15 protein-coding genes are annotated in these 16,983 nt (G+C 31.7%); 12 read left to right on the top strand and 3 right to left on the bottom strand.

The annotated features are described in order from the left end of the window. Positions 1–236 precede the first annotated feature (236 nt). Entirely contained in the window at positions 237–1,817 is a 1,581-nt protein-coding gene (locus EJ01_RS13520; protein ID WP_048080658.1) for a histidine kinase dimerization/phosphoacceptor domain -containing protein, read from the top strand. A 33-nt stretch (positions 1,818–1,850) separates the two neighbouring features. Here the strand turns inward: EJ01_RS13520 and EJ01_RS13515 are convergent, their stop codons facing one another. Further along, entirely contained in the window at positions 1,851–2,423 is a 573-nt protein-coding gene (locus tag EJ01_RS13515; RefSeq protein ID WP_048080659.1) for a hypothetical protein, read from the bottom strand. 626 nt (positions 2,424–3,049) lie between these two features. Between EJ01_RS13515 and EJ01_RS13510 the strand changes: the two genes are divergently transcribed. Beyond that, positions 3,050–3,616, top strand: coding sequence for a GNAT family N-acetyltransferase (locus EJ01_RS13510; RefSeq protein ID WP_084689224.1), 567 nt, complete (start codon positions 3,050–3,052; stop codon positions 3,614–3,616). An 8-nt stretch (positions 3,617–3,624) separates the two neighbouring features. Continuing rightward, the gene (locus EJ01_RS13505; protein ID WP_048081039.1) at positions 3,625–4,071 is read left to right on the top strand and encodes a GNAT family N-acetyltransferase; all 447 of its coding nucleotides are present in this window, start codon (positions 3,625–3,627) and stop codon (positions 4,069–4,071) included. 182 nt (positions 4,072–4,253) lie between these two features. Here the strand turns inward: EJ01_RS13505 and EJ01_RS13500 are convergent, their stop codons facing one another. Further along, complete coding sequence (locus EJ01_RS13500; RefSeq protein WP_048080660.1) at positions 4,254–4,610, bottom strand: hypothetical protein; 357 nt, start codon at positions 4,608–4,610, stop codon at positions 4,254–4,256. Positions 4,611–5,042: 432 nt separating this feature from the next. On the opposite strand from EJ01_RS13500, the gene EJ01_RS13495 reads away from it, so the two are divergent. Then, on the top strand, positions 5,043–5,612 hold the full coding sequence (locus tag EJ01_RS13495; RefSeq protein WP_048080661.1) for a DJ-1/PfpI family protein: 570 nt from the start codon (positions 5,043–5,045) through the stop codon (positions 5,610–5,612). A gap of 193 nt (positions 5,613–5,805) precedes the next feature. After that, positions 5,806–6,897, top strand: coding sequence for a chorismate synthase (gene aroC, locus EJ01_RS13490; RefSeq protein ID WP_048080662.1), 1,092 nt, complete (start codon positions 5,806–5,808; stop codon positions 6,895–6,897). A gap of 107 nt (positions 6,898–7,004) precedes the next feature. Here aroC and EJ01_RS13485 read toward each other — a convergent pair whose 3' ends face one another. Continuing rightward, positions 7,005–7,517, bottom strand: coding sequence for a hypothetical protein (locus EJ01_RS13485; RefSeq protein ID WP_048080663.1), 513 nt, complete (start codon positions 7,515–7,517; stop codon positions 7,005–7,007). A 223-nt stretch (positions 7,518–7,740) separates the two neighbouring features. Here EJ01_RS13485 and EJ01_RS13480 point away from each other — a divergent pair, with 223 nt between their 5' ends. From EJ01_RS13480 to EJ01_RS13455, 7 genes are all read left to right on the top strand, one after another. After that, positions 7,741–9,276 carry an MFS transporter gene (locus tag EJ01_RS13480; RefSeq protein WP_048080664.1) on the top strand — a complete coding sequence of 512 codons (1,536 nt, stop codon included), beginning with the start codon at positions 7,741–7,743 and terminating at the stop codon, positions 9,274–9,276. Positions 9,277–9,852: 576 nt separating this feature from the next. Then, entirely contained in the window at positions 9,853–12,705 is a 2,853-nt protein-coding gene (locus tag EJ01_RS16725; protein WP_052376197.1) for a PAS domain S-box protein, read from the top strand. A 745-nt stretch (positions 12,706–13,450) separates the two neighbouring features. Then, on the top strand, positions 13,451–13,906 hold the full coding sequence (locus EJ01_RS13465) for a response regulator (RefSeq protein ID WP_048080666.1): 456 nt from the start codon (positions 13,451–13,453) through the stop codon (positions 13,904–13,906). Positions 13,907–14,074: 168 nt separating this feature from the next. Further along, on the top strand, positions 14,075–14,305 hold the full coding sequence (locus tag EJ01_RS18000; RefSeq protein WP_331275709.1) for a TSUP family transporter: 231 nt from the start codon (positions 14,075–14,077) through the stop codon (positions 14,303–14,305). Between the two features lies 1 nt (position 14,306). Further along, complete coding sequence (locus tag EJ01_RS18035) at positions 14,307–14,669, top strand: sulfite exporter TauE/SafE family protein (protein ID WP_331275701.1); 363 nt, start codon at positions 14,307–14,309, stop codon at positions 14,667–14,669. A 50-nt stretch (positions 14,670–14,719) separates the two neighbouring features. Then, positions 14,720–14,905, top strand: coding sequence for a hypothetical protein (locus EJ01_RS17870; protein ID WP_245611214.1), 186 nt, complete (start codon positions 14,720–14,722; stop codon positions 14,903–14,905). 313 nt (positions 14,906–15,218) lie between these two features. After that, positions 15,219–16,694: a pyridoxal-dependent decarboxylase gene (locus EJ01_RS13455; RefSeq protein WP_052376193.1), complete on the top strand. Its 1,476-nt coding sequence runs from the start codon at positions 15,219–15,221 to the stop codon at positions 16,692–16,694. Positions 16,695–16,983: the final 289 nt, after the last annotated feature.

Raw genomic sequence — 16,983 nt, 5'->3', positions numbered from 1 at the left:
TAGTGAAAACATATTAAACAACATATCCTCTTAATTTAAATCTTAATTTTATTTTTAATTCATATTTATGAAGAAGTAGAAATTTTTTTATGTGATGATGTGATATCTATGTTTATACTTTATTAACTATCAGTAAAAAATCAGTACAACATTGGAAAATTTAAATCCATTAAACAATTCAGTATTTACGCAAATACAGATGTTAATAATAAATTTAACAAGTGAGATGAGCATCAATGAATATAAATGTTCTTTTAATTAAGAATAATATAAATTATCCCTTTGAGGCAATTGTGGGATTTACTGATCTTCATCTTAAAGATATGCTTAATTTAGATGATTTCATTGATTTATTAGAAGTTGATGCTTCAGAATTTGATGCTGTTTTGTTTGAAATGGAATGTTATGATACTTTTGAGAAAGCAACATTAGATAGAATCTCAAAAAAGTGGAATAAACCTGCGTTGATTATTATAACACGCGCCAAAAATGAGGAAAAGGTTAAAGAATTAACTGATAATTATTTACTGGTAGAGCAGTTAACTCCCATATTACTAGAAAAATCAGTTCTCCTTGCAATTGAAAAAAAGAAAGTCGATGATTTAAATTGGAAGCTTCAAAATTACGAACAACTTATAGAAGAAGATACTGAAGAAGAAGCTAACCTTACCATTGAAGACTATTCATATCTAGAAGAATATGACAATACTATAGATTTAAACCCGAACACTGAATTTTTTAACCAGTATGATTCCACTGAATCAGAATTAAAATGGCTTGAAATTTTATTAAATGCAGTCCCTTGTGGAATCATTATTTTAGATTGCAGGGAATCACATGAATTTTTTGTAAACAGAGAATTACTCCACATGTTTGGGAATGATAATTTAGATGACTTTAATATAGAAAAAAATTTGATAAAAATAAATAATATCAATGTGCTCAACTTATACAGCCCGAATGGTGAAAAAATATCTGATGAAGAATTCCCCTCAATCAAATCCATTATAAGTGGGGAAGATATTGAGAACTTAGAACAGGTTATAAAATACGATGAATATACTGACAAAACTGTTATGATTAACTCTTCACCTGTTTTTGATAAATCAGGGAATATAATAGCCTCCATCACAGCAATATCTGACGTATCTAAGCTGAAAAATACTGAAAAAGATTTAATAAATACAATTAAAGCTAAAAATATAATTTCAGAGGAGTTTAACGATCGAATTCTAAATATTTTGCAGACCATGACTAATCTTCTGTGTGTAAACGAAGAACTGGACCAGCCGGAACAGTATAATAAATTTTATCTAAATGAAAATAAGATAAATAAAGTAGTAGGGTTAAGTTTTATTCAAAATATCCACGAACAGCTCCTGTATTATGAAGATGTTAAACAGGTAGATTTTAATGAATACGTTCAGGAGATATGTTCTAAGCTCCTCCATATTTATAATGCAGAAAGTTTCGTTGATTTAAAAATTGAAGGGCATGCACCTATGAATTTAGATATTATACTCCCATGCGGCCTCATTATTAATGATATACTCAATTACAGACTTAAATCATTCACAAAAAGTGACAAAATTAATTTAATGATTGAATCTAAATCACAGGACGGTAGAATAACTATAGAAATTGCCGACAATGGACCCCGACCTAAAGTTCCCATAGTGAAAAATTCAGATGATTTGAAGCTTACACATGCACTATTAGAACAGTTAAGCGGAATAATAAGAATTGAGACTAATAATCAACAAACTTCATTCTTTATAGAGATATTGTACTTAGATATCAATGATATTTTAAGTTAATGAAAGTAATTTGATTATTGAGTCTTTCTTTTTTTATTTAGATCTAATTGGATTTGCCTGATTTTCTAAGACTTCGCTTTTCTGAGTTTCTGCCTCAGAATTAATTGATTCATAGGTACAAAGCAATGTGCGTGAATTAGAAGTTATGTATTCCTGTCCAGTTATATCTTTAATAGCTGCACAAGCAACATTTTCTACAATACAACTTAAATATACAGAACCATCTTCCTGCACTATTAACTGAGGAAGATAAGAGTCTAATGAATCTTCTTTATCCACTATAATTTTGTGGTCATTTAATCTGTAATTCACTTTTTCAGCATATTTAATATCAGTTTCAAAATACTGGACAACAGAATCTAATATTTCTTCCGGATTATCAGAATCAATATCAATTTTATCTTTAAAGATGTTCCACAGATAATTTTTTTCTTCTTCAGAAATATCAGATTTTTTACTTGTTTGGTGTGTAATCCAAAGTTGTATTGCTTCAAGTATAGCTTTACCATACCAGCCTCTTCTAAAAGCGAATTTTATTGCTGCATTTCTACGAAAGATCAAATCAATATCTTCAGGTACCGAAATCGTAACCCTATTCATGCCCATTAATACCACCTTCAAATTAATTGACTATTTTATATTCATATATCCAACAATTGAATTAATTGTTTCATATCAAGTAATATTACTCAACTCAAGTAACAACACTTTTCACGTTTAGAAACATTGATGAATACAATCAATATTGCTGCGTATGATCTAATTTAACGTTCCAGCATATAAACATATTGTTAAATGCGTCCCCTTTTCCATATACATCTATTAAATGTTTCTAAAAGCAACAACGCATATATATGCATATACTGCCAATATTAAGGTATTACTGATTTTTTAATACTGATTCCAAACACTGTTTGCATATTAACTTATGATACTAAAATAATAAAACGGAAGTATTACCTCTAATTTGAATAATTAGATATGAATAGTCCCAGATTAAATTTTAAGAAATGTTCAAACATTTTAATAAGTTAACAAACTATTAAATTAATTATAAAAACATTCAAACAGTTATTCAATTAGATGAACTATTTAATTTTTCACAGTGACATATGTCACTATTAAATCATTTATTTCCAAACTAGTAACTGTATATGGTTGTAGAAATACTTAAATTATTAATAAATTAAAGTTCAGATTTTAACTAAAAATAAAAAGTGAATGGGTTAATAATGATAATTAAATGTGGTAAATGTACATTAAGAAAGTGGAAATCTTCAGATCTTGAAAATCTGGTTAAAAATGCTAATAATTACAATGTATCATCTACTTTAAGAGATGCATTTCCATACCCTTATACAATTGAAGACGGGAAAGAATGGATAGAATTTGCAGAAAATGAAGAATGGGGCCATAATTTTGCCATAACTATAGATGATAAAGCTGTTGGTGGCATAGGGCTTATTGTAGGCAAGGACATAGAAAGGAAATCTTCAGAAGTTGGTTACTGGTTAGGAGAAGACCACTGGGGAAAAGGTATTGCATCTTCTGCCCTAAAAGGCATTGTAAACTTTGCATTTAATAATCTTAAGCTGGAAAGGATTTTTGCAGTGCCCCTTGAACATAACACTGCATCAAGAAAAGTCCTTGAAAAGAATGATTTTGTCCTTGAGGGAATTTTAAGAAACAGTGCTTTTAAATCCTCAAAAATCATAGATTTTTGTGGTTCGGAACCTACGGTTTCCTCAACTGGAAAACTCCATAATCAAGCTTTATATGCAAGAATCAGAGAACAATAGTGTTTGTGATGACTAAAAAAGTACGTCGAATTAAATATGAAGAATTAGAAAATCTTCTATCACTTTATAAGTATTTAATCCCCGATGATCCCAAATTAAAAATAGATACTGCCTTAAAAGAACACTGGAAGGAAATACTGTCTGATCCAAGCTATTTTTATTTAGTAATTGAAGAGGACAGTATGCTTGTTTGTTCATGCAATTTAACTATTATCCAAAACTTGACAAGGTCAGCTAGACCATATGGAATAATAGAAAATGTAGTTACTCACCCTGATTACAGAAATAAAGGGCATGGTACTGCAGTTTTAAAAAAAGCCATCGAGATAGCTCAAGAAAATAACTGCTACAAAGTGGTGCTTACCACCAGCAGAAAAGATGAAAATATATTAAATTTTTATGAAAATGCAGGGTTTGACAGGGGAGAAAAAACTGCATTTATTGTGAGGATATAATCATCCAAATCACACCCCCATTTATAAAATAAACAAATTATTATCCAAAACGTTTTAAATTAAATATAAGCCAAATTAAAAAAAAATGAATTGAATAGTATATGCTAACTGGTTTTGATTGTTTTTTATAGTGCGCTAGAAATAGTTACACAGTTGTATTTTTATTTAGCGACATTAATACTTCATTCTGTACCTGTTACAGTGTCTTCAGTTCCAGTAGCTGTTCCCTCAGTTCCAGTCATGGTTCCCCCAGTGCCCGTTGCAGTTCCAGGCATAGGCATGTTACCCATCATGCCTCCAGGCATATATCCTCCCATTAGCACCATGTGCACCAGGTACATTAATCTCACCACGTATGATCCTATAAGGTATGTTAAAGGGTTCATTCCAGAATAGGTCATTCCAGGATTAGCATAACCAGTGTACTGGTTACCAGTTGCAGTTTGCGCGGCATAACCATAATTTTGTGCAGCTGCTGCCCCTGAAAATCCTACTGCAACAGCAAGGGCAAGTAAAAGAATTCCTAATTGTTTCTTCACTTTTTCACCTCCATGTCATAATGTGTAATACTAATATTATTTTATGTATTACAATCTGATCTATATCAGAAATGTGTTAAAAAGCTTTCGATTAACTAAAAAATATTTATTTCGTAGGTATTTGAACAAAAAAATAAAATTAAAGCTAATCCCTTATTTTAAATATAAATAAAAAAATATTTCGACAATTGAGGTCATAAAAAGATATGATTAAAAATATTTGATTTTTAAGAGGTTAAATAAAAATTTAAAGAATATGAAATAAAACAATGGATTTAAAAAAGGGTGTTATTTAAAACTTTAGAGCCCATATTAACATTGAACATAATGTAATTGGAAACATTAAGTATAATTTTGTTTATTTAGCCTGCAATAAAATTATATTTAATTTTAAAATATAAACAATAAATATAAAATTAAAACGGTCCAAAAATGAAAATAGCATTTATAATTTACGATGGAATGACAACACTCGACTTTGTTGGAGCTTATGACCCCCTAACACGATTAAAGACCATGGGATTTATGAGTGACTTAGAATATGATGTTTGCTCCAATAAAAACAAAATAATTTCTGTAGAAGGTTTAGAAATCACTGCAGATAAAATTCTAAATAATTTGAGTCAATATGATTTTATCGTTGTACCTGGAGGAGAAGGGGTAAAATACATTGCACAGGACAAAGAATTTATTGAATGGATAAAAACGGCACAGAATAAATCTACGATAACATCAGTGTGCGGAGGTTCTATAATTTTAGGAGTTGCAGGATTGATTAAAGATAAAAAAGCCACCACTCACCCTATGCGGATGGAAAATCTTAAAAAATTCACATCTAATGCAACAGATAAGCGGATTGTTGAAGATGAGAATATTATAACTGCAAGGGGTGTAACATCTTCAATAGATTTAGGCCTGTTTTTATGTGAAAAAATTGCAGGTGAAGAAATTAGAGTTAAAATTCAAAAGCAGATGGATTATCTAAATTATAACTATGATTAAACTATTTTAGTTTCTATTAGTTAAAATGAAGTAAACTATTGAACATAATCAAACAGCCATTTTTCAAAAATACTACCTAATACGGATTAACATTTAATAAATGTAATCCAGATAATATCTATTAATTACTTAAAAATTTAAATCTTATAACTTAATTAATTCAATCTTTAATATTTTATAAGGATGTGGATCCATGTCAGGAAATACAATAGGCAAGATATTTAAAATAACAACCTTCGGCTCAAGCCACGGCACTGCACTTGGTGCTGTTGTAGACGGCTGTCCCGCAGGGCTAGAATTATCAAAAGAGGACATGCAAAAGGAACTTGACAAGCGGCGTCCTGGAACAAGTAAAGTTACAACTTCCAGGGGCGAAACAGATGAAGTCCAGATTTTATCAGGTATCTTTGAAGGAAAAACAGATGGTACACCTATTGCAGCAGCAGTCTATAACCGAGATATGGATTCGTCAGCTTACAAAGCACTTAGAAATAAACCAAGACCAGGGCATGCAGATTATGGATGGATAAGCAAATATGGACACTATGATTATAGAGGCGGGGGTAGGGCAAGCGGAAGAACTACCATAGGACATGTAATAGGTGGTGCAGTTGCAAAAAAACTCCTTGAAAAGTTAAATATCAAAGTTATCGCCCATGTAACAAAAGTCGGCAGTATTGAAGCTCAAAAGATCAAATTAACTGAAATAGAAAAAAACATTGAAAATAATTCTGTAAGGTGTGCAGATTTAGAAGCCGCAGCAAAAATGGAAGAATTAATTCTTGATTTAAAACAAAAAGGAGATTCTGTAGGAGGAATAGTTGAAACAATAGTTTTAAATGTGCCTGCAGGTCTTGGAGAGCCTGTATTTGACAAGTTAGATGCAGATATTGCAAAGGTTTTAATGGGAATAGGATCCGTTAAAGGTGTTGAAATTGGAGCAGGATTTGAAGCTGCTGGTTTAAAAGGTTCCCAAATGAATGATGAATTTTATATGGATAACAATAAGATTAAAACTAAAACAAACAGATCTGGCGGAATATTAGGCGGAATTTCAGATGGAATGCCAATTATAACCCGAATGGCTGTAAAGCCAACACCATCAATATCCAAAGTTCAGGAAACTGTTGATCTTGAAAAAATGGACAATACAAAAATTGAAATTAGGGGAAGACATGACCCATGCATTTGCCCAAGGGTAACCTCAGTTGCTGAATCTTCCATCGCAGTTGTACTTGCAGACCATTTGATACGGGCAGGCTTTATTAATTCATGCAAATTATAATTTTGTTTTTTAAGCAAAAATTATTTTTATTCTTTTAATTAAAACCATTGACAATTAAATTTATTTTTGAGTTAAGTATGTTTACTAAAAATAAAAAAAATAAAAATTTATGAAATATTTAATGTCTGTAGAATAAGGTTATAAGCTTGTTCAGTCTGATTCAGTGCACTTGGTGGACAAATATACTCCAGTACAAGATAATTGCTGCCAGTATCTACAATTGTTACTTTTTGAGCTACATCTGACCCATAGGATCCCAACTGAGTCGCTTTAAAGTTTCCAATGTTAGCACTTCCAACTGTTGAATTTGTGGTATTCATCACTATCGTATTTGTTCCTGGAAGCTGTAAAGTCCCCTGTGATTTCTTTTGCATTTGAATAACGATATATGATGTGGGGCTTTGTCTATCAGGAATATTTGCAGTTAAAGTAATCTCAGAATACAGTGAATTATTGGTAAAATCTCCCACCACATGGTTTTGGCTCCATGACTTGGGGTACTGGAAAGATATATTACCGCTCGTGAACGTGTTATTTCCAACGGATACAGCCAGTACAATGGCAATAATCACTACCACTGCAATGATTATTCCTGCAATAATTAAATTATCACGGTTCATTTTATCACCGACTATTACCTATATATTACAAAATTAATACTTATATTTTTCCTTAAATACATAAAAAAGAGGTTTTGATCTAAACTAAAATCATTTTAATCATAAAATAAAAATTGTTGGTTTTAAACCTTTAATTGAGTCTGAAAATTGATATTAACCTTAAAGCAAAAATTTAAATTTAATAAAGTATATATTAAATTTAATAAATTGTAAAAGGATTTTTATGGCTCATAAAAACCAGAATAAATGGGGCGTAGTGATAATTGCCTGCATGGCGATCTTTATAATTGTTTTAGACTCATCAGCCATGAATGTAGCCATAAGTACCCTCGTTGTAGAATTAAATACAACGTTATCCATTATCCAATCCATAATCGCATTATATGCATTAATAATTGCATCATTTATGCTGCTTGGAAGCAAACTTCAGGATATTCTTGGTAGAAAGAAGACATTTCTTATTGGATTAATAATATATGCATGTGGAACAATCACAGCAACCCTAAGTGTAAATGCTCTTATGCTCCTTACAGGCTGGTCCATTTTAGAAGGCATCGGAGCAGCCATGATCTTACCTGCAACCACAACCATAGTCGGATCTGCTTACGAAGGTAAAGATAGAGTTACCGCTTTTGGGATATGGGGAGGAATAGCAGCAATGGGTGCTGCAATTGGACCCATTGTAGGTGGAATATTCACCACATTTGTTACTTGGAGACTTGTATTCGGTTCAGAACTGGTTTTTGTTGCCGTTATACTAATTTTCAGACATTACTTAAGTGAATCAAAACCAACGCTAACCTGGAAGGATTTAGATAAAGTAGGCGTGTTACTCTCAATAACATCCCTAATTTTAATTGTTTTGGGCATTTTATTACTTACAAGACCAGACTACTGGTCTTATGTGGCATTACTATTGATTTCAGGTTCTATTCTGTTTATATTATTTTTATTATGGCAGAGAAGAAGAATTAATAATGGGCTGGAGCCTTTATCTGACATATCTCTCCTTAAAAACCGTATATTCGGCTTAGGGAATTTAAACTCTATTATACAGCAGATACCCCTGGCAGGATTTCTTTTCATAATTCCAGTATTCATGCAGCAGGTGGCCAAAATCGATGCATTTATGACTGGTGTTGCCCTTTTACCTGCATCAATTACTATTTTAATCTTTTCACTGCTTGGTGCAAAACTATCATCGATTTTAGAATCTAAATACATCATAATGATAGGATTTATTATTTCTGCAGCAGGTGCATTCATACTGGGCAGCGTATTTAACATAAACACCCACATAATCGACATTATACCTGGAACAGTTGTATTTGGTATTGGAGTGGGCCTTTTACTTTCACAATTAACCAATTTAACCATGTCAGCTGCAAGAAGTGACCAGGAAACTGATGCCGCAGGTTTTTTAAATGCATTTAAAAATCTGGGCTATTCTGTAGGAACAGCTTTAATTGGAGTTTTACTTATACTTGGAATATTTGGCGGCCTTACATCAGGAATAGAATCAGCAGGTCTAGATGGAAACATGACAACTAAACAAATACATGACAGTCTCTTTAACTACGTGGAAAAAATGCAGACAGTTCCACCCAAAATATCTCCAGAATTAGTACCGCAGGCCACACAGATCGTTGAATCTACCATCAGCTATGCAATGAAACAAACTTTCAATGCTCTAACACTGATTTTGATCTTAGGGTTCATTATAAGTATTTTTATACCCAAAAGGAAAGAATCCAATTAAATTTTATTTATTTTTTATTTGGTTTAAAAGTTAAAATAAAGTTTATTGTTCTCTAGTATCAATCAATTTAAATCTGTTCTTATTATTTGTAATAAATACACAGATATCTCCATCTATATTTTTTTGTATATTATGAGACACTTTGTATTCATCCTCATCTTCAAACAAGTATGTAACTAATGATATAGCTTTATTCTTTAATTTAGACTTTGGGTCGTCTGTTAATTGATCTTTAGTTTCAGTTATTTTAAAACACCTCATTTAATTTATTGAAATAGTTCTTATATGATTAATTATTTTTCAATATGTTTAAATTTATGTAATTTATTTTTTGAAATGTTATTTAATGGAGGTGAATAACATAGAAAAATATAGTGATTCTTTAAAATAGCAACAATATCAATTACAAAATTAATCATTGATAACTTTCAAGATTCATGATGACATTGTCAGTATAACATAAAGCAGCTTAAGGCTTTATTTAATTAATTTAATAGTTATGACTGATTCATTAAAAATTCCACGAAAAAAAATAGTACAATAATTATAAATTTTAGTTATCACCAAAAATTATTTATGCATGCCAAGATCCTAATTGTTGAGGATGAAGCCATTACAGCACTGGATATCCAAGGATTATTAAAAGATATGGATTTTGAAGTAGTTTCAACAGCTTCAACTGGAATGGAAGCCATTCAAAAAGCAGAGGATCTTAAACCAGATTTAATACTTATGGATATAACACTTAAAGGTGAAATAGACGGTATTGAAGCTGCTAAAAAGATAACAGCTCTTTTTAATATTCCTGTTATATATTTAACTGGTTATTCAGACCAAAAAACTTTTGAAAGAATTAAATTAACACAGCCTTATGGATTTGTCAGTAAACCAATTAGTTATGATGAATTAAAATTATCTATAGAAACCGCTCTTTATAAACATAAACTTGATAAAAAATTAAAAAAAAGTGAAGAAAAATACCGTGGGTGGTTTGAAGATGATTTGACAGGAGATTTCATTGCAACACCTGAAGGAGAACTTCTTGATTGTAATCCCTCCTTTTTGGAGATGTATGGATTTAATAATGGTGAAAAAGTTATCCACTCAAATATTTCAAAATTCAATCCTGAAGGGTGGATTGATCTTATCGCTATCTTAAAGGAAGAGAAAAAAGTCAAAAATCGTCAAACATGGCTTACAAGGCCAAATGGAAAACGATTTCATGTTGTTGCTAATGTTGTTGGCATTTTTAATGATTTAGGTAAACTTGTTCAAGTTAAAGGTTATGTTTTTGATGATACTGAACGTAAAAAAGCTGAAGAAAATTTACATAAAGAAGTGGAAAGGGAAAGTTTCTTTCTTGAGCTTTACAAGAATTCACCTCAACTTACAGATAAAGAACTTTATAGTTATTCGCTAGATCATGCAGTACGTTTCACAGATAGTGCCATTGGATTTTTCCATTTAATTTCTGACGATCAGAAGACTGTCATTTTAGATACGTGGAATAATGAAACTTTTAAAACTTGCAAAACTTCATTTAAAACCCATTATCCCATCGAACAGGCAGGGAACTGGACTGACTGTATAAAAGTAAAAGGACCTGTTGTTTATAATGATTTTAAAAATTCTCCCAATAGAAAGGGATTTCCAGAGGGACATGTATCTGTTAAAAGATTTATAAGTGTTCCTGTATTTGATGGAGATAAAGCTAAGTTTATTTTTGGTGTGGGAAATAAAATTGAAGAATATGATGATCATGATGTAATCCAGATTCAATCAGTGGCTAATGAACTGTACAAGATCATTAAAAGACGGCAAGGTGAGCAGGAATTAAAAGAAGCTCGTGATAATCTAGAAAAACAAGTAAAAGAACGTACAGCAGAATTAAAAAATGCTTTTGAATCCGTTAAACGCGAAGCGTTTGCGGCATCACAAAATGCGAAGGCACTAAAAGAAAGTGAAGCTAAGTTCCGTGAATTATTCAACAAAGCACTCGATATGATAACATTATCTGAAAGTCGTAGAGATGGATTATTTGGAAATTTTATTGGAGTAAATGATGCTGCAGTTAACATATTGGGTTACACACGAGAAGAATTTTTAAATAAAACCCCTTTAGACTTATTTGCACCCACTAGTAAAGAAGAATTACCTAAATTCATGGTAAAACTTCAAAAGAAAAAATATATCACATTTGAATCAGTTACTATAACCAAAAATGGAAAGCAAATACCTGTTGAGGTTAGTGTGCATACTTTTAAACTTGGAGAAAAAATGGTAAGCCTTGCTATTGCTCGTGATATTACAGAACGTAAAAAATCAGAGGAAGAATTAAAAGAAAGTGAAGCCAAGTATCGAGAACTATTTGATAAATCAACTGATATGATTAGTTTAAGTGAAATAAATGAAGATAGTCTGCCAGGAAAATATATAGAGTTAAATGAAGTTGGATTAAAAAGATTAGGTTACACTAAAGAAGAAATACTAAATATGACTCCTGCAGATATAATAGCTCCTGATAAAAAGGTTGAAATGCCTAAAAATGCGGTAGAAATAGCTGAAAAGGGACTCAGTAGTTTTGAAATGGTTCATGTAACTAAAGAAGGTAAACAAATACCAGTAGAAGTTAACTGCCACATAATTAATTATCAAGGAAGAAAAGTTTATTTAACAGTTTCTCGAGACATTACAGAACGTAAAGATGCTGAAAATAAATTAAAATCGATGTTAAAAAAATTAGAACGTTCTAATGAGGAACTTCAAAGATTTGCTTATGTCGCTTCACATGACCTGCAAGAGCCTTTAAGGACTATTTCTAGTTTTACACAATTATTAGAGCGCCGTTATAAAGAACAATTAGATTCTGATGCTGATGAGTTTATGGGATACGTTGTAGAAGCCTCACAAAGAATGCAGCGTATGATCCTCGATTTACTTGAATATTCAAGAGTTTCAACAAAAGATGAAGAATTTAAGCTTGTTAATTCTGAGATTATACTTAATCGAGTTATTGATGGGTTGAAAAATTTAATTGAAGAGACTGGTGCTAAAATTACCCATGATCCGCTTCCAGCAGTTATGGCTGATGAGAACCAACTTTACAGGGTATTTCAAAATATTATAGCCAATGCCATCAAATTCCGAAAAGAGAATGAAACTCCAGAAATACATATTTCAGCTTATATAAATAATAATAAGAATGAATATATATTTTCTTTTTCTGACAATGGTATTGGAATCGAAACACAGTATTTTGACCGTATTTTCACTATATTCCAGAGATTACACACAGTAGAAGAATATACTGGTAGTGGAATTGGTTTGTCAATCTCTAAAAAAATTATTGAATGTCATGGTGGTCAAATGTGGGTTGAGTCAGAATTCGGTAAAGGTTCCATCTTTTATTTCACATTGCCCAAGTCATAGACTTGGGCACATCACAATCAAAGATTGTGAAAGCTTGCAAAATCTATGATTTTGCACACCCAAAAAAATTGAAAATTTTTTTGACGGCTTCCAAAGCCGTAGGCTTTGGAGGCCCGAAAATTTTTTAAATTTTCGATAGCTTCCGAAATGTTAGAAATTGCTTGCAATTTCTAAAATTCCTAGAATTGAGAATTTTAAGAAATTAAATCCTAAAAACAGATTCTAAAAATTTAATAATTGATTCAAATACATGAATGCTTAAAGCATATAATTATGTCCTAATTGCTTGACTCGAGTGTTTAAGTGAAATAAAATAAAATTTAGCACTTTATATATGAATTATATAACTTTGCAGAACATTTGTATAGTCCAATTCATTTTATCTTTTGAAAATAACTACATGTAACATTTAACCCATATGTGATGCCACATCATGCTTACTCCATTAATCTAAGAAAATAAACTCATTATAACAATGATTAATATAATAATTATAATAATTCTATGTATTCCTAGCTTTTCAATGAAAACTTAAACTTATATATCATTAATAATACTAACTAATATATCATACCAAATTTTTTCAACTTTTAAGGCTTTTAATCCCTAATTTATCCTAATTTTAACAACCAGCATTTAACAAATGTGAATTATACCAAAATACAACTCCACTTAAAAAAATGAAAAATTGTTTGAATTATGTTTTACAAAATGGACTTAATACAAAATTAATGTGGAGGTTTAAATGAGTGCCCAGGATAATGTTGAAATATTATTAATAGAAGATAATCCTGCCGATATTCGTTTAATAATGGAAATATTAGATAATTGTAAGATAACTAATATTAAAAGTGTCGATAACGGTATAACTGCTATGGATTACTTATATAATAAAAATGAATATAAAAATTGTAAAAAGCCGTCTTTAATTTTGTTAGATTCCGGATTGCCTGCAAAAAGTGGTTTAAAAATACTTAAAGAAATTAAAACAGATGATAAATTAAAATGCATTCCTGTAATTATACTTACAGGGTCCACTGACAATACGAATATAAATAAATTATACAAACAATATGCAAATGCATGTATAATCAAACCAATTGATTTAGACGATTTTAAAAAGTATATGTGTACTTTTATAGAGTTTTGGTGTAATATTGTTACATTACCTAAAATAGATGAAAAACAGCTTACAGAATAGAGATTACGTAGAGTAATATAACCTTGTAAAATTTTAAGGTTTATTACAATTATTTTTATACCTCGACTAAAAACTAGTTACCTAAACTTATTTTTGATTAAAACACTAAACTAATACCATGTTAATTAATTCAGCTTATATACTTATCCTAATAATTACTGGTGTGGGATAGGGTTTGCAACTGGACTTTGGGGTGTTGGGAGATGTTTTATACTTGCCCCTGTTCAGTTTTTGCTCTTATTATCATTAGGTATTGATCCTGATACTCCAATAAGAATTGCTTTTGGTACAAGCTTGGCTGTAATTCTTCCCACAGCAATTATCGGAACATATAGTCACTACTGTAGAAAATGCGTCCTTATAAAGCCTGCAATAATCATGGGCATAATGGGTCTTTAGGATGAATAATTGTAGTTTCCATCGCCGCCCATGTTCCCGCAGATATTCTCAGGATAATATTTGGACTATTATTAATTGTAGTTTCCATCGATTTTTAAGGTTCAAAACACCAGAAAGGCATCAAAAAAGATCTATCAGTAAATATGAATTAGTTTTATGGGGATTTATGACTGGAATAGCTTCAGGACTTCTAGGAATTGGAGGAGGAGTTGTTTTAGTACCCATCATGGTTGTAATATTGGGTTTTAAAATGATCGACGCCGTGGGAACGTCTTCACTTATGATTGTATTTACTTCAGTTGGTGGAATCATTTCGTATATTTTAAATGGATTATATGCGTCCAGTTTACCTCATACTCCGTAGGTTATATTAATCTGCTCCAGTTTGCCATACTTGCGGTTTCAAGTATCCCAATGGCCCCGGTAGGAGCTTTAGCGGCCATAAAATGCCAGAAAAACAGGTACATATTTGCAGTCCTGTTACTCTATATGGTTTTAAAAAACCTCAAAAGTTTTTTATACCCCGAATGCTTCGCATTCAAGGGGTTTAAAAATGATGGGAATATTCGATTTGCTTCATCTTCCACTTTAGTAAAATAAATTAATTTATACTAAATTTATTAATTAAAAGCAAAGTAAATTCCATCTTCAGCTGTAATCCATTAAAAACATGTAAAAATGCTTATGGTTAAAATTATTTAAGATACAAGTCGTTCCGTTACTTTTAGACATTTATTCTACAAAAAAAATTAGTTTTCAAAGATTTAGCTCAAAAACTTATAGAATAACTACCATTGTTTAATTAATGAAAATATCAAAAAAAATATTTTTTTCTTTAATAAAACTATTATTCAAATTTATTAAAGTTCTAAATTTGCAATTAAAAATTATTTTTAAAATAGGAGGATTTTAGATGTTATCAAACAAGAAAAATTTAGGTGAAATGAGTAAGTTAGAAAGGGAACATACCACAACTTACGGCAGCCGTTACTTCAGAAAAAGCGTACCTAAGTACAGAATGCCAGATAGGGGAATGCCTGCAAGGGCTGCTTACCAGATAATCCATGATGAACTGAATCTGGACGGTAACCCTGCCTTAAACTTAGCAAGTTTTGTAACCACATGGATGGAACCTGAAGCTGACATGTTAATAATGGAAAGTATGGGAAAGAACTACATCGACAACGATGAGTATCCTCAAACTCAAGTAATCCAGGACAGAGTTGTAAACATGCTTGCAAGGTTATTCAATGCCCCCAAAGACAGTGACTCCATTGGAAGCGCCACTATAGGTTCTTCAGAATCTATCATGCTCGGACTTCTGGCCCACAAGTGGACGTGGAAGAAACGAAGGGAAGCTGAAGGTAAACCAACGGACAAACCAAATATAGTAATAGGTGCAGACGTCCACACTGTATGGGAAAAGTTCGCCCTCTATTTCGACGTGGAACTCAGACTTATACCCCTCAGAAAGGACATATGCAAAATAACAGATACCAAAATCACCGAGATTATGTCTTCATTCAGTTATATAAGCGGCTTAAAAGAGGATATATACACAATAACTGCAGAAGACGTTAAAGCTGCAGTTGACGAGAATACTATAGCAGTGGGTGCAGTTATCGGGACAACATTTACAGGACAGATGGATCCTATAGAAGACATCAACAAGGCACTAATTGAAATTAAGGAGACTAAAGGATGGGATATACCCATACATGTTGATGCTGCAAGCGGGGGCTTCATACTGCCGTTTTTATACCCGGATCTCAAATGGGATTTCAGGCTGGAACAGGTTAGATCTATCAACGTATCAGGCCATAAATATGGCCTGGTTTATCCAGGTATTGGGTGGCTGCTGTTTAAAGATAAAAAAAATCTCCCTGAAGAGCTTATATTTAAAATAAATTACCTGGGAGGCCTCATGCCTAATTATTCACTTAACTTTTCCAAGGGAAGCAGCACCATAATAGCACAGTACTACAACTTCATAAGACTGGGGATGGACGGTTACAAAAAGATAATGAAAAACATGCAGGAAAATGCGCGCTACCTCGCCACCAGGTTAAACGGGTCCGGTAAATTCGAAGTCATAAATAAAAGCGTCACATTTCCAATAGTAACTGTAGAACTCAAGAACACCACATGCAGCGTGTTTCACCTTTCAGAAAAGCTCAGGCAGAAAGGGTGGATTGTACCCGCATATACTCTACCGGCAAATGCAGACGATACTGCTGTTTTGAGAATAGTGGTAAAGGAGAGCTTCAGTAAGGACATGGCAGAAATGTTCTTTGCAGATATAATGGAATCAATTGAAAAACTGGAACAGTCCGAAGAAGACAGGATAACCGACATAGATCAGAATAAAAATCCTACTTTACTTTATTAATTCAGACAGGATAGGATGACATATTGTCATCCTGATTCCATCTCAACTTCAATTTCAAAATGCCTCAGAATGATACTTTATATGAACTAATGGGATTCTAATATAGAGCAGCTATAACCTATGCAATTCCTGCTATAACCAGCAAAAAAGGGAAAAATCCAAACGGTTTGGAATTTCTTTTTCGCTTATACAGGTTTCCCATCCCCTATTATAAATAAGAAAAAATCCATAATATTAATTATAAGTTTAAATGTAAATTTTTTTTTGATTAAGAAATAGTACAACAGTT

The organism is Methanobacterium veterum (assembly GCF_000745485.1).
In the GTDB taxonomy this organism is placed as follows: domain Archaea; phylum Methanobacteriota; class Methanobacteria; order Methanobacteriales; family Methanobacteriaceae; genus Methanobacterium_D; species Methanobacterium_D veterum.
Note: the sequence above shows the minus strand (reverse complement) of the source record. Positions and strands in the feature narration are given on the sequence as shown.

Excerpts from the sequence above, each read along its gene's own strand:
- aroC (WP_048080662.1), top strand. The coding sequence starts at position 5,806 with ATGTCAGGAAATACAATAGGCAAGATATTTAAAATAACAACCTTCGGC.
- EJ01_RS16725 (WP_052376197.1), top strand. The coding sequence starts at position 9,853 with ATGCATGCCAAGATCCTAATTGTTGAGGATGAAGCCATTACAGCACTG.
- EJ01_RS13485 (WP_048080663.1), bottom strand. The coding sequence starts at position 7,517 with ATGAACCGTGATAATTTAATTATTGCAGGAATAATCATTGCAGTGGTA.
- EJ01_RS17870 (WP_245611214.1), top strand. The coding sequence starts at position 14,720 with ATGGCCCCGGTAGGAGCTTTAGCGGCCATAAAATGCCAGAAAAACAGG.
- EJ01_RS13495 (WP_048080661.1), top strand. The coding sequence starts at position 5,043 with ATGAAAATAGCATTTATAATTTACGATGGAATGACAACACTCGACTTT.
- EJ01_RS13515 (WP_048080659.1), bottom strand. The coding sequence starts at position 2,423 with ATGGGCATGAATAGGGTTACGATTTCGGTACCTGAAGATATTGATTTG.
- EJ01_RS13505 (WP_048081039.1), top strand. The coding sequence starts at position 3,625 with ATGACTAAAAAAGTACGTCGAATTAAATATGAAGAATTAGAAAATCTT.
- EJ01_RS18035 (WP_331275701.1), top strand. The coding sequence starts at position 14,307 with ATGAATAATTGTAGTTTCCATCGCCGCCCATGTTCCCGCAGATATTCT.
- EJ01_RS13480 (WP_048080664.1), top strand. The coding sequence starts at position 7,741 with ATGGCTCATAAAAACCAGAATAAATGGGGCGTAGTGATAATTGCCTGC.
- EJ01_RS13465 (WP_048080666.1), top strand. The coding sequence starts at position 13,451 with ATGAGTGCCCAGGATAATGTTGAAATATTATTAATAGAAGATAATCCT.
- EJ01_RS13520 (WP_048080658.1), top strand. The coding sequence starts at position 237 with ATGAATATAAATGTTCTTTTAATTAAGAATAATATAAATTATCCCTTT.
- EJ01_RS13455 (WP_052376193.1), top strand. The coding sequence starts at position 15,219 with ATGTTATCAAACAAGAAAAATTTAGGTGAAATGAGTAAGTTAGAAAGG.
- EJ01_RS13510 (WP_084689224.1), top strand. The coding sequence starts at position 3,050 with ATGATAATTAAATGTGGTAAATGTACATTAAGAAAGTGGAAATCTTCA.